Origin of the sequence: Rahnella sp. AN3-3W3 (assembly GCF_003263545.1) — a bacterium.
Taxonomy (GTDB): domain Bacteria; phylum Pseudomonadota; class Gammaproteobacteria; order Enterobacterales; family Enterobacteriaceae; genus Rahnella; species Rahnella variigena.
In genome coordinates this window covers 1-14,137 of record NZ_JYDG01000023.1, presented here as the reverse complement: position 1 = coordinate 14,137, position 14,137 = coordinate 1, and the positions used below count along the sequence as shown (strand labels likewise).

Below are 14,137 nucleotides of genomic sequence, written 5' to 3'. Positions count from 1 at the left end.
ATTTTGAGGAACACGAAGAAAATAAAACGCCGCGCAGGGCAACCTGTCCGGCGTTTTTTAAATGCTCAAATAACATTATTCCATAAAAAGAGTGATGAAAATACGTAATAAATGAGTCATCTGACAGCAGTCGTTACCCGATAGACTCACTCGTTCAAACGGAATGAGAAAACGAATCAAAAACCCTCTATCCCATTGATAATACCGCACAAAAAAAACCTTGTCCTCATGTGAAGGCCAACCCTGAATGATCACTCAAAATTATATTTGAATGTCAGGCAATGACTATAGATATAATATTCATAAAAATGATCTTATTATTAACACCTCCTAATAGTTCATATGAATAACATTTAATTCGTTTGATCCGATTTATTATCTATACGCATTCTTTTTTTTGCTCTATGATTTCAGGCGCTGGTTAATGGGATTGATTTTTTATAAAGGGAATGGCCATGAACTACTGCCTTTAAAACGTTAGTAATAACATTAAGACGTTAGTATATATATTTCTTATTTATAAGAATCTTGCTCTTTTCCAGCGGGATCGTATTACTACGTGATTTATAAAATTTATTTCAAGCCTAAGGATTAAGGTATGAAAAATGCAATTACTGCATTAAAGCGTAAAGCAAATCAGTATCAGGAACTTAAAAAACAGCGTGGTGTTACCTTACTGGAAATCATCATCGTTCTGGGCATTATCGGTATTATAGCAGCCGGTGTAGTTGTGTTGGCAAACCGTGCCTTCACAGCACAGGACATCAGTGAATTAGCCGATAATACTAACTCAGTCCGCGTGGGGACAACAGAAGCTTATAAAGACAGCGCTGAATATCCGGCTACTGCGTCTGCGGCGTCACTGACTAAATCGGATATCGGTAGTGCAACCGATACAACAGGCTCAATCATTTCTACTCTGGTTAAAATGGGTAAAATTTCGGTTGGGGAAGCTTTCAATGGTATATCAAATGACCCGTTCGAATTGGGTGGCGTTAAGTACGCGACTGCTGATACGAAGATGAAAGGTTTCTACCTTGTCATTAATGGCCTTGATACAGAAGATTGCCGTAATATTGCCTCTCAGATTGGCGGACAATGGGATTATGTTGCTTCCGCGCAAGTTGCTGCAGGTGGAGATTTAGCATCGGCGCCAACGTCATTATCAGGCACAGCTACAGCGCCGATTCTTAAGACACTGACTGAAGACAAATTAACACCAGAAACCATTGTTGGCACTGGTTTTTGTGATAGTTCCGTCGGTTCAGACAACGCGCTGGTGTTAGGCAGTAAATAAGTAAAGCGTTAAAACTATCCTTTATTAAAACAGGAGCCTGCCGCGATTATTGTTGCAGGCTCATTTTCGATGACATTGAAATGATGAGAATGTGTATGCCAGGGGTAAGAAACAGTAAAGGGTTTACCTTATTGGAAATGATTATCGTCATGGGTATTATGGGTGTCGTATTCACCTCATTCTCTCTTTATAAGAAAAAACAGATCGAATCGGTTGCAAGGGAGAACCTAACCAATGTACTCGCAGGTGAAATTCATGGTTTCTTACAGTTTGTTAATAAAGATAATCTGCAACTCACCACGGATAGCGATGCGGATGGTGAATTAGATTTTATCGTTAACCCTCTCTATAACCCTGACATTTTAACTTCCGATGAAAAAGGAAAAGCTTACGCTACGCGTTTTAATAATAAGCCGAATGAAGAACCGGGTGATAAGAATGATTACATTAAATGGGACAATACTCAGGCACGAGGTTATTTCACCAGCCACCGCTGCTACAGCTCAACGAATCAGAAAGTTGCAGATGACGAATTCAATACGGAGGACTTGCCCTGTAAGCAACCTGCGGACAGTCAGGACAGATATTTAGTACTTGAACGCGTCGATCTGATCGGTCCGAATGACTCACGTGCCATTGATCAGGTAGATTTTTTCATTAGTTTTCATCCAGGACGTAATGGTAAAAGTGATGTTGATAAATTTTCCATCGAAAATTATGCCACCGCCTTTAGCAAGGCATTTTCCCATTACGATCTGACGTTCATTCAGGCCGACTATCTCTATCGTAACGATGAAAAAAATACAAAAGCCACAAACTTTGGTACCGGCTGGAAGTTGTTAAAAACAAATAATGCCAAGGCAGCAGATAATGCCGTTCCATTTGGCAATATGGCGTCTTATCTGGATGATATTAATCAAAATATAGGGCAAATGGGCGTCCGTTTCAGTTTCAAGGCGGGCGTCGGGAAAAACGTCAAGCCGGACGGCTCAGTCGGTGTAAACAAACTGTGCTGGAATTATCAAGAAAATATGATGACTCACTGTCTTGAAGTTGAGAACGGCTCAGGACGCAATCAGGATGAGGGCGTGATGCATCTGACAGCTAAAAATGCGAATAATCAGATAGTCACAGGTACGTTGATGGCCAATGTCATTTTTGAAGGTGAGGCATTTGACCCGGAAAAAGGGAATGTCGTCGCATTAATGACCAGCCCGGTGGTTTCCTACCAATCCTTTGGCAATAAAAAGGACATCGGTACCAATGATGTCATTGTTAATGACCCGGATGATTACAATAAAAAAGTCACTGATGAACCAGGCCACATCAAGCTTCCCGTACAAACTTGCCCTCAGGCTCCGCCCGATCCCGCTGACCCGCAGAAAGTGCCGCGACAGCTTTATCCAAGAATGGCTGCCGCCATTTCTTCTATAGCGGCTGATGTGGGTAAGCTGGAAACATCAGAAGGCGAAGATGAAGACGGTGGAGACTTCACCGACTTTTCCAATAGTGAAGATAACCGGAGAACCACTACAGGTGTATTAGATCATTTAAGTGGCGTCGCCGTGCAAGTAAATCTTATTAAAGATGATGCCAAAGGCGATTACTGGGTGATCAGTGCAACCAGCGGTGTTTTTGACAATGTGACGGGGCAAGGTGTTAGCGTTATTAACCCGAGTTCACTTTCCGTTGTACTGACCTCATGGTGTAGTTCGATAAAACAACCAGAGTTAAATGATTCCATACCCATGCCGCCAAATTGATTGAATATCACCAACGGGTTGTAAGTATATTTTTGAAAATTTCAGGATGAAGAAAATGAAAATTAGATTACTGGGATGGTTTATTACTTTATTACTGTCCCTCGGGCAATTTGCTCAGGCAGCGGTTAATGCGGACTTAAACCTGACGCCCGTTCCCGCAAATATCTCGCCAGAGACACCACACAATCCTTTCTCTGGTGGAGAGAATGCCGCTGCCAAAGCCACTTCAACGACTACTACAACGATGTTGTCGCCCGCACCGGTTCCATTGACATTTCCTCTGACACTCAACAGTGGTGAACTTTTGAGTCAGGGAATTAAAAGATGGGCAGACAGTCTGGGATATAAGCTTCTCTGGCAGAGCAAAAATGATTATTTGATTTATAGCCACATCATTCTCGCCGGTAAAGATGATGACGAAGTACTGACAGAGCTAGGCAAGCTATTTTCTTCTGAAAACTATGGATTGATTATAAAAAACTATCAGAAGAATCGCGTACTAATTATTGATGATATGTAACTGAAAAGTTCAGGATAGGGATATGAAAACCAAAATTGGATTTATGATATTGACTCTTCTTTTGCAGGGCTGCGCGGGAAGTTTTAATAAACATTTTTCACGCGGCAATGTTAAAGATGCCTTGCCGGGTGCGACGTCCGCAGATGAAATGAAGGTCAAACCGTATATTAAATATGACACAGCTTATTTAGGAAAGAAAGTTGACTACAGTTCAACACGTCAGCACTTGCTTGCTAAAAAAGTCGCCATAAACTCTTATGAACCTACAGACCTGAACACCGTTCTGGATATTTTATTGGCACAAACAGGAGTCAGCCATCGTGTTAATTTAGACATCCCGGGTGTAAAAGGTGCCGATGCCGGAAAAGTCAATATTGAAGCGCATAGCATTAATTTCACTGGCACCTTTGAGGAATTTATGCGCTATATCTCTGCCCTTTATGACGTTAAAACCAATCTGGATGAGAATAATATTCTTAAGATTGATGCGTTTAGTGTTTATGCTATCAAGCTTGATTTTTACGGCGAAAATAACAAATTCGAAGCCAGCCTGGACTTATCCAATGACGCAGTCAGTAGCGGTGGCCTGGAAGGAAAATCTGAAACTAAGTTTGAATCCTCATTCTGGGATGATGTCGAGGATATGGCAGAAAAATATGTTTCAAGCGGCATGTACAGCGTCTTTAAGGATGCTTCAATCGTTACGCTGACCGGTCGCCCGTCAGAATATAAGGTATTGAGTGATGTATTAAAAAAATACCAGGATGATAATAACCGTCAATTCGTCGTGACTTACAAAATCTTCACTCTTAATAAAGAAAAAATGGAAGAATATGGTGCCGGCCTGAATATGTCTTACGTTGATGGGGGCAGCAGCGTCATAATCGATACAGCAATAATGGATATGCTGGGAGGGGGCATGACCATCGCGGGCGGGGCTGATCGCGCACTGAGCATCGACGCTAAACTGAACGCACTGTATTCACTTACCGGGAGCAAAGTGTTGCAAAGTGGTTCATTTGTAACACGGAATAACACCCCAATCCCGCTCAATATGACCAATTCTCAGCACTATGTCTCCGGACGTACACGGACGGTGAATAAAGACAGCGGTGATGAAGATGTCGAGATCGAAACAGCTGAAATAATCACCGGCACCAGTTTTATTATCACTCCGCGTGTCATGACGGATGGCCGTGTGGAAGTCACCAGTGGATTTACCAAGAGCCAGTTAAACTCGATAGATGTATTTGATACCGTACAGTTACCTAATGTGACAACGACGGAAATGTTTAACTCCACGGCGGTTAACCCTGGCAGTTTACTCATGGTTGCAAAATATGAAATGAACGAACTGAATAAAAATAAACAGTACCAGATGTTGGGTTATGGACAAAGTGCTGAGGACAATGAACATACTGTTGTCATGGTCGTAGGAATTGACTATTACCGTGCGCCTTTAAATCGTTAATTTATTGAGATGGCTATCATGTTAAATACATTGTCACGTAATAATATATTGACAGGGTTAATCTGGGAACCATCCGGTCACGACAATATGGATGCCGGTTATATGAGGTGGATGGTGAATATACGGCGAAGTCACCGCATGTATGTTTACCGCGTACAGGATGAAGCTAATACAAATGAACTGATTGGCTATTCTGTAAAGACAGCACCAGGCTGCGAATCTTTTGCAGTTCATCTCCGAAACCTTTACGGCGATGGTATTTATCATTTCGATGCAGGTGATCATAAAATTTATCTATTAATGATTATGGATGGCATCATCATTAGTGGAAGCGACTGCATCATTACAGAGAATTTTTTTACTGAAATCGTGGAAACCTTACCCACATCGAAATACTCACGACTACAGGTATCGGAAATCACGCCGGCACAACTGGACTGCATAGCTGAATCATGCAAAGAAAACCAACTAATTTATAAAAAAAGACAAAGGCTGTTCTGGTCCGGTGTTGCCTGTGGTGTATTAATTCTACTCATTGCATCTTCAATATTTTTGTACAGTATAATTTCTGGATGACGATATGATAAAGGGACTTAAATTACGCAAAAATTCCCGGCCTGTTTCCCGCAGAATCAAAGCTGGGATTGCCATCGGAGTGCTATTACTCCTCATTGCCGGCGGTATTGCAGGCTGGTATTTTTTTGCTTATGAACCCGCGAAACAACGAGATGAGATAAAACGTCGCGAAGCGCAGCAGTTAGCTAATGACATAAGTACGGTTGATAAATTCTATTTGAGTAATTTGTCAGGCGGGAGCATTTCAAAACTTACAACATTAGCTGCAGAGATTTCCAAAAGTCAGCGTATTCTGTCTGATTTTAATTACGTCAATGAAGTCTATACCTGCGATGCAAAAAATTGTTCATTCAGTTATCAATTAAAAAAAGGTAGTGTGTTTACGCTCGCACAAAAAATATTTTTTGATGAAGTTTATACTGCCAGTTTTTCAGATACTTCCATTGATTTTACAGGAATTAAATCAGGACTGGATGACAACCCGATATTGTCTGCATACAAGAATAAAAAGGATATTTATCCGCCCTCTTGCGGTGATGTGCTGAACTATCTTTATTCTTATAACTCAGTATCTGACCCCAGGAAAATCGTGAAGATCGTCTCACCACCAGGCTCTGCTGTACAGGCTATCGAAAATAAAATAGCAGCAAAAGGGAGGGGGAAAAATTATGGGATTAATGTACTGAGTTGGGAAATGGAAATCCCTAAACAGTCTAAAAACTATATGGCGCTATTGTACACCGCCAGCCTGTTAGAGAGACAAGCTTTCAGGGATGCTTTCATCATCCAGAAAATAGACAGCGTTAAGGATAATAAAATTACAGGAGTTATGGTATGCAAAACCGGAAATTAATAATAACTGCACTGATGACTTTGTTTTCTTCTGGCAGTTTTGCCGATGACATTCAAGCCACTGTCGAGAATGCCGGGGGGCTTCCTGCGCCCATTCAGGAGCATATATCGAGGTTGATGGAAGATGACGTAGCGTTTAATCAGGCCGAGCATCAGCTTTCACAGCAGCTGACACTCGCCAAGTTGCGCCTCGAAATGGCAAAAATAAAAAGTGAGGCGGCCGACCTGACACAAGGGCCAATCCTCAATATGAATAATGAATCTGCGGACAAAGATATTCAACCCACACCGTTACCTGCCGCCGCAGAGCCCAGAATTATGATGTTATCGCAGATTGCGGGCATCACCCAAGCCGCAGTAGCTGTAGGTTCAAAAACCGTATTTGTACGTATTGGCGAAATTTTTACGGCGAACGGTAAGCGCTATGCTGTCCATCAGGGCAGTAACGCGCAACAGTCATTTGTAAGGGAAGTCTCCCGGTGATCCTGGATTTCATACGGCTTACGGAGGATTCCATTCACAGTGGCGAATGGATTTTTGCTGAAATTGAAGATCGTATGCTGCTTGCCCGCACGGGTACGCAGGAGTATCTCGTTTCTCAGCGTTCATTAATCGAAGAGCTGCATATTCTGCAGTATGAAGTTCGTAAGATGAATGATATCCATCATCATAAGATTGCTGGGATCGGGGGCGTCACCGAGGCCGTGTATTTCAAAATCTATGAACTGGTTTCTTTGCAGAAACTGAGTCGTGTCGCGCTGGATATTAGTGAAACGCAGAAAGAACTCGAAGCCATACTGATTGAAGCCGTGAATATGGGGGCCAGTGACCTTCACATCACACGCAATGATATTCTTGCGCAACTGGAGGTTCGGGTTAACGGTATGCTGTTGCCCATGATGCAGATGCCTGCCAGCAAATGTGATGAGCTGGTATTTGTTCTGTATAACGTACAAGCCAGTACCCGCGATACCACCTGGAACCGCACTATTCCGCAAAGTGCCAATATTCTCTATACGCTGAACGCATTAAGCTTTCGCTTCCGCTATGCCCACTTTCCGATTTTTGGTGAAACGAACGATTGTTACCACGCGGTGCTGCGTATTATTCCTTCCGGATTGTCAAAAAGTGCAGTCGCCAATCTTAATAAACTCGGCATATCGAATGAAGAATTAGACGATCTCAAAAAGATCCTCAGTAACCCTTATGGTGCCTATTTTATTGCAGGAACCACGGGATCGGGCAAATCCACAACATTGAAGAACCTGATGGAGTGGTTACAAATCAATCGTTATGGCAATAAAGGGTGCTTTCTCACGGTTGAGGATCCTGTCGAATATCAGATATACGGAGCGAAACAAAGCTCAGTGGTCAGTGTTGAAGGAGGCGGCTTCCATTCAGCCATCAAATCCGCATTGCGACGTGATCCAGATGTTCTGATGGTCGGCGAAATCCGCGACACCATATCTGCCAACGCTCTGGCCGGGGCTGTGGAAAGTGGTCACTATTGTTTCACCACAGTTCATGCGGGGAATATTGTCTCCTTATTACAACGCTTATCTGCCATGGGTATCACCAGCGATAAGCTTTCCACGCCAGGGTTCATTGCCGGACTGCAATGTCAAAAACTTGTCCCCGTTATTTGCTCCCATTGTCATCGCCCTGTCGATATATCATTCGGTGGGGAGTTGATGTCTCTGTACGAGCAATATGAGGATGGCTGTGAGAGATGTAAATATACCGGCATCAGTGGCAGGCAACTGGTGATGGAATATATGCGACCGACCTACGATGAGCTGGCCGCAATATCTAAGCAAGAGTGGTTGCAAGTCTACACGCTATGGCGGGAAAAACGCCTTTCGGCACCAGGAATGAGCGAAGGCTTTGAAATAAAAGAAAAGGTATTTGCTGAGGTTCTGCAAGGCCGGGTGTGTGCGACTTGGTTCAATATGGAATTTGGCGATGTAGATAAAGATAATAGGGAGATTATCCATGGCAAAGTTCGGTAAAAAACAAAGGCTATTTCTTTATAAGTTCTGTGCTGACATGATCAGGACAGAGTTACCTCTTTATGATTCTCTGGTAAAACTTCAGCTTGAGGGCAAGAGCTTATTAGGTGCGGGTTTTGCCAAAAATATCGCCAATTTAACTCATAATATGAAGGCTGGACTTAAAGGGGCATCTATTGCTGTGATGTTTGAGGGGCTTGTTCCGCAAAGCGAACTCAGTGTTATTAATGCAGCCGAACAAAGCGGAAGCCTTGCTGATGGATTTATGACGTTAGTTAATATCATAAACTATAACAGCGAATTAAAGAGTAAACTCATCTCGGCAGTGCTTTTTCCGGTCATTATGATAATTTTGTCTCTTATTGTTATTGCAGGATACTCAATGAAAGTATTCCCTGCTTTTGAAAGTGTGGTTCCTGTTAGTAAATGGCCCGGAATAACAAAATCATTATATACATTCGGAAATTCTTTAGTGGCGGGCTTGTGGGTTTATATCATTATTGTTATCGCAGCAGTTGTATTTACCATTAAAATGGTCATCTCAAATTTCAGCGGATCGCTTAGAAACAAATTCCTTGATCGGATACTCCCTTTCTCTACATACAAGCAAATTGTGGCGTCGATCTTTATAAACAATCTGGCTCTGATGCTGAAGAACGGCATCCCTTTAAATGACGGCCTCGCCATTATTTTATTAAACTCAAACAGATGGTTAAAACATCACATTAATAATATGCGCGAGAACATGGCAAATGGGCTGGGTTACGGTGAAGCGCTGAACACAGGATTATTTGGACCTGAAACACTGCTAAATATTAGCCTGTACGCCGAGTTACCGTCATTTAATGAAGTACTGAGTTCCGTCTCGGCTAAATCCCGTGAACATGTTCAGGAATATATAAAAAAGTTATCCGGGTTATTGAAGTCACTCTCTACATTGATACTGGGAGGATGTGTAGTTTGGGTTTTTGCTGCCCTTTTCGCCTTGTCAGACACACTGGGAAAAATGGGTGCAAGCGGCTCTTTTTAAAGGATTATACTATGAGAAAAATAACGCTTATTTTCGCAACACTCTGTTTGCTGCCGATCAGTGCATTCTCTGCAACGATACCTCAGGGTGGCGTTTTCAAATTTACTGAAGCTGATGGGGGTGGCGGAGCCGCACACCCCCTGGACATGCCGCTGGCATTGCCTGTTGCCAATTTTTTTGGTTATGCAGTGAGTGGCAATTCTTATTATTATGATGAAAAAAGTTCCTCTCCGATCGCTGTCAATATTATGTATATCGAATCAGATGACATGCAAATCCCTGCATCACGCTTGCCAGAGATCACCGATGACAATTATGATTTTTCACAACATTATCTTCATTATGCATCAGGTGATAAATACAGTTGGGTCAGCGGAGGTAAGGAAAGCGACTGGGGATTGCCCATTATTAATGCAAAACCCTATACAAAAAATGATCCGTTTCCGGCGATTACCGCCTGTTCCGGGACGCCGGCAACACTTAAAGAACAGCGTTACAAATGTAAGCCCGGCATGACTTCAGGCTCGCGCACACTTTCTTTATACGATGAACTTCTTGATGTTGCGACAAAACAAAATAAGACCTTGTGGGTTGGCACCCTGGTTTTTCCACGCGCTTCTGCAGGTCCTGAGGGTTCTACCAGTAGTATCGGTACAGGTGGCGAGGGGCATGAATTAGTGGTTTACCTTCCGCACAGACATATGTCACTGATCCATCTGGAGGCGATATTACTGGAAGGAACGTCGGGTATGCATCAGGTACTCACTGCATGGACATTAAAAAGTAATGACGGTGAAAGCTTCACCTATTATAAAGGGCCTGAGGGTAACAGTCAGAGCCATTATCCCGCTCCAGCATTTGTCTCAACCGGAAACCCTGATGCGTTTAATGGTTTCATTGGTATAGGATTATTGAACCAACAAATGAATGAGTCTGTGCCTATTAATGAAGTTGCTGCAGTTCATACACGGATTGGGGGAGGATTGAAATGGACAAGTCTCTGGCATGAATCATTGGGATGGGCACGTGGAGGAGATATCTTTATTTGTATGAACGGTGCCAAAGGTAAAGATTCTGTAGATGATTATACTGATTTATCAAAGTTTGAATACCCGGATCCATTTTTAAAGACAATTATAAAACAGCAGAAAAAATACTACCTTCCGGAGGGAAGAAAAGGATTCAGATTTGAAGAAATGTTTGATAAACCACCGTCACCTAATAATGCCTATATATGTGACACTAACGGGACGCAGCTATTTTCTTCACGTCTTAGGATCCATACGCTATCTGGTGGACCTGACACAGATACTGACTTTATGGAATTACATACTGACGTCACACCGCGATAAATAATTATCGAAATAGCATGAGATTATTATGATTACATTTTATCTGTGGTTTTATCCGTTCATGGCATTAATTTTCGGCCTGTTTATCGGCAGTTTTATTAATGTGTTAATTTACCGGTTACCGTTAATGATTTTTGCACAATGCGGCACTGAGCCTGATGCTGTCAAAGTCAGTCTCTGGTGGCCCCCCTCTCATTGCCCGGCATGTGGTGCGCGGGTTTTGAAGCGTGACAATATTCCAGTTCTGAGCTGGTTATGGCTTAAGGGAAAATGTCGCCATTGCGAAAGTGCAATTTCCGCACAGTATTTGATTTCCGAAATCCTGTGTGCAGTCTTCTTCACCGGCATGGCAATTATTGCTCTGCCGCAGTTCACAGAAATTCAGATTTGCAGTTTCTTTCTGTATTTCTGTTTGCTCTACAGCTTGTCGGTGATTGATTTTCAGCATCTGATTTTGCCAGACAGTCTGGTGTCTTTACTGCTATGGAGTGGCTTACTCTGTTCAGTATCAGGTATCACCGATATCGAACCCCGCTCTGCTATTTTTGGCGCGGTGGCAGCATGGCTATTACTTTATGTCGTGATGGCGGCATATAAGAAATTGCGCGGGCGTGAAGGGCTGGGCTATGGCGATGTCAAACTGTTAGCTGCAATCACCGCTTGGCTGGGAATGGAAAAAATCCCGGAACTGATTATCGGGTCGGCGGCCTCAGGAATGATGGTGTATCTGCTCTGTACACTGCTGAACCAGCGGCGGTCGCTGGATGAAGATAATCCCACCGCTGAAAAGCATTACATCCCTTTCGGCCCTTCAATCTGCATGGCCGGACTGGTGATATTTTTTATTGAGCAACTTTAAGCTATGCACCGGACACTGCCTTTCCTGCTGCTCATTCCGTTGTTTGCACAGGCTGCTGGCAATGCGGCTGTCACGCTGGCATTGATTCATGCTACGCGTTCCGATTTGGAGGTGAATAATAATTATTTTTCTCCGACGACGCTGCTTACGACCAGAGAAGAGAAAACATCAGAGGCAAGTCTGCTAAAAACAGGAACCTCACCGATTCGCTACCCGCATTTTCTCTCGCCAATGAATATTCCTTTGCGGGTCACTTCCGCATTCAGTCTGCGCTGGCATCCCATCATGCATCGTTTCTCCCGGCATGAAGGCACTGATTATGCAGCTCCGCTTTTAACACCGGTATTCGCCACGGAAAAAGGGATTGTCGTGGAAGCGATGTATCATCCCACCGCCGGAAATTACGTGGTGGTAAGCCACCCGCAGGGGTGGAGAAGCCGCTACTTGCATCTGACCAGACTAAACGTTATCGCCGGACAGAAGATAGCTCGCGGCGATATCCTCGCTTATTCAGGTAATACCGGACGCAGCACGGGGCCACATTTGCATTTTGAGTTGATATATCAGGGACAGGCAATGGACGCGGCGAAGCTGCTTTCATCTTCCGATGTTTCATACTGGCAGGCTGCCGACGTCAGTGTTTCGACAATTTCCGTACCGAGAATTATGCTGGTGACTGAAATAGCCGGTCAGGAAAAAGTGATGGTGAGGTATAACGGAAAAACAGTCTATGCCAGTGCTGATCAGAGAGTTTTCGGCGATTATAAAGTGATTTTGAAGAATGGCAGGTACCGGTTACAAAAAATGTCCTGAAGAGAAAAAAAGAGAAGTGGGTGTATCCCAAATGATGACGGGAAAAAGACGAAAGCCCGCGTAGTGTTAACTACGCGGGCTTTCTTTTGACGAGGGAGTTGACCGTTAAGCCGGGTTCTGTCGTGGACAGTCATTCGTCTAGGCCAGCAATCGCTCACTGGCTCAAGCAGCCTACCCGGGTTCAGTACGGGCCGTACCATGTGAACCCCTATTTGGCCTTGCTCCGGGTGGAGTTTACCATGCCACGAACTGTTGCCAGCCGCGCGGTGCGCTCTTACCGCACCCTTTCACCCTTACCTGATCCCACTTGCGCGGGCCATCGGCGGTTTACTCTCTGTTGCACTTGTCGTAAGCTCGCGCTTCCCAGGCGTTACCTGGCACCCTGCCCTATGGAGCCCGGACTTTCCTCCCCTCCTTCTGTCTCCCCCGAAAGGGACGGCAAAGAAGCGGCGACTGTCTGGTCAACTCCGCGGCGGATAATAGGGTATTACGTCCTATTTGTCACCCTCTTGCTCATCAAGCGCGTATTTATACAACGCATTCTTTTTCACGCCGTGGATTTCCGCGGCCAGCGCGGCGGCTTTTTTCAGTGGCAGTTCTTTTTGCAGTAACGCCAGTGTGCGTAAGGCTTCCGCCGGTAACGCTTCGGTATCGAGTTTATGCCCTTCAACAATCAGCACCATTTCACCGCGTCTGCGCGTTTCAACTTCCTGTACCCAGGCCAGCAGTTCGCCCACAGGCGCACCGTGTATATTTTCCCAGGTTTTAGTCAGTTCGCGCGCCAGCACCACATAACGCTGCGGCCCCCACACTTCCACCATATCCTGTAAACTGTCGATCAGACGGTGAGTCGATTCGTAGAAAATCAACGTGCGCGGCTCTTCGATTAATGCCTGCAACGTATCTTTACGTGATTTGGTTTTGGCAGGCAGAAATCCTTCGTAACAGAAACGGTCAGAAGGCAAACCTGCGGCACATAATGCGGTGATCGCCGCACAGGCACCCGGTAACGGCACCACACGGATACCTGCCTCACGACAACGACGCACCAGGTGGTAACCTGGATCGTTGATAAGTGGCGTACCGGCATCGGACACCAGCGCAATGGTCTGGCCTTCCTGCAATTTTGACAGCAAATGCTCGGCTTTCTGCTGTTCATTATGATCGTGCAGCGGGAACATTTTGGCGGTGATCGCGAAATGTTGCAGCAGCAATCCGGTATGGCGGGTGTCTTCTGCGGCAATCAAATCTACACTGTTCAGTACGGCCAGCGCGCGTTGGGTAATATCCCCTAAATTGCCAATTGGCGTCGGTACGATATACAGCGTTGAGGCAGAAATATCTGCTTGATCGTCTTGATTCATTGTTTCATCCGGATTGCCGATTTAATATTGAGCATCTTGAAAAAACATCACTGGAAACTGAATGCCTTCCTCAATGACCTTTCGTACCCGTTCGGGACGTTTACTCCCTGCCATTATCGTGGCTATGCTTCTCGCCAGCTGTTCCGGTCAGGCACCACAGGCGCCGACAGAAAGTGTCCAGGGTGCAGCGTCCGGCAGCTCTGACTATTATCTGCAACAGGCACAGCAAAG

Annotated in this window: 13 protein-coding genes and 1 other RNA gene; 12 read left to right on the top strand and 2 right to left on the bottom strand. The window is 44.4% G+C overall.

Annotated elements, in window-relative coordinates:
- Nucleotides 1–598 precede the first annotated feature (598 nt).
- From UC15_RS08655 to UC15_RS08600, 12 genes are all read left to right on the top strand, one after another.
- Nucleotides 599–1,297 carry a prepilin-type N-terminal cleavage/methylation domain-containing protein gene (locus UC15_RS08655; protein ID WP_013577215.1) on the top strand — a complete coding sequence of 233 codons (699 nt, stop codon included), beginning with the start codon at nucleotides 599–601 and terminating at the stop codon, nucleotides 1,295–1,297.
- A gap of 95 nt (nucleotides 1,298–1,392) precedes the next feature.
- Nucleotides 1,393–3,060, top strand: a complete 1,668-nt coding sequence (locus UC15_RS08650) for a Tfp pilus assembly protein FimT/FimU (protein WP_112288082.1) — start codon at nucleotides 1,393–1,395, stop codon at nucleotides 3,058–3,060.
- A 55-nt stretch (nucleotides 3,061–3,115) separates the two neighbouring features.
- Nucleotides 3,116–3,580 carry a TcpQ domain-containing protein gene (locus tag UC15_RS25920; RefSeq protein ID WP_232829847.1) on the top strand — a complete coding sequence of 155 codons (465 nt, stop codon included), beginning with the start codon at nucleotides 3,116–3,118 and terminating at the stop codon, nucleotides 3,578–3,580.
- Between the two features lie 22 nt (nucleotides 3,581–3,602).
- Entirely contained in the window at nucleotides 3,603–5,051 is a 1,449-nt protein-coding gene (locus UC15_RS08640) for a type II and III secretion system protein (protein WP_112288081.1), read from the top strand.
- An 18-nt stretch (nucleotides 5,052–5,069) separates the two neighbouring features.
- Nucleotides 5,070–5,627, top strand: coding sequence for a pilus assembly protein (locus tag UC15_RS08635; RefSeq protein WP_112288080.1), 558 nt, complete (start codon nucleotides 5,070–5,072; stop codon nucleotides 5,625–5,627).
- Between the two features lie 4 nt (nucleotides 5,628–5,631).
- Nucleotides 5,632–6,480, top strand: a complete 849-nt coding sequence (locus UC15_RS08630) for a hypothetical protein (protein ID WP_112288079.1) — start codon at nucleotides 5,632–5,634, stop codon at nucleotides 6,478–6,480.
- Nucleotides 6,462–6,962 (top strand): hypothetical protein, encoded by a 501-nt coding sequence (locus UC15_RS08625; protein ID WP_112288078.1) that lies wholly within the window; start codon nucleotides 6,462–6,464, stop codon nucleotides 6,960–6,962. Before UC15_RS08630 ends, UC15_RS08625 begins: the two co-directional genes overlap by 19 nt.
- Nucleotides 6,959–8,488, top strand: coding sequence for an ATPase, T2SS/T4P/T4SS family (locus UC15_RS08620; protein WP_112288077.1), 1,530 nt, complete (start codon nucleotides 6,959–6,961; stop codon nucleotides 8,486–8,488). Before UC15_RS08625 ends, UC15_RS08620 begins: the two co-directional genes overlap by 4 nt.
- Nucleotides 8,472–9,518 (top strand): type II secretion system F family protein, encoded by a 1,047-nt coding sequence (locus UC15_RS08615; protein ID WP_112288076.1) that lies wholly within the window; start codon nucleotides 8,472–8,474, stop codon nucleotides 9,516–9,518. Before UC15_RS08620 ends, UC15_RS08615 begins: the two co-directional genes overlap by 17 nt.
- A gap of 11 nt (nucleotides 9,519–9,529) precedes the next feature.
- Nucleotides 9,530–10,870, top strand: coding sequence for a hypothetical protein (locus tag UC15_RS08610; protein ID WP_112288075.1), 1,341 nt, complete (start codon nucleotides 9,530–9,532; stop codon nucleotides 10,868–10,870).
- Nucleotides 10,871–10,898: 28 nt separating this feature from the next.
- On the top strand, nucleotides 10,899–11,729 hold the full coding sequence (locus tag UC15_RS08605; protein WP_112288074.1) for an A24 family peptidase: 831 nt from the start codon (nucleotides 10,899–10,901) through the stop codon (nucleotides 11,727–11,729).
- Nucleotides 11,730–11,732: 3 nt separating this feature from the next.
- Nucleotides 11,733–12,542: a M23 family metallopeptidase gene (locus tag UC15_RS08600; RefSeq protein WP_112288073.1), complete on the top strand. Its 810-nt coding sequence runs from the start codon at nucleotides 11,733–11,735 to the stop codon at nucleotides 12,540–12,542.
- Nucleotides 12,543–12,632: 90 nt separating this feature from the next.
- On the opposite strand, the gene rnpB is transcribed toward UC15_RS08600, so the two are convergent.
- Nucleotides 12,633–13,011, bottom strand: an RNA gene (gene rnpB / locus UC15_RS08595) — RNase P RNA component class A.
- 25 nt (nucleotides 13,012–13,036) lie between these two features.
- A complete protein-coding gene (gene rsmI / locus UC15_RS08590) occupies nucleotides 13,037–13,906 on the bottom strand; it encodes a 16S rRNA (cytidine(1402)-2'-O)-methyltransferase (protein ID WP_112288072.1) in 870 nt (289 codons plus the stop codon).
- Between the last annotated feature and the right edge of the window lie 231 nt (nucleotides 13,907–14,137).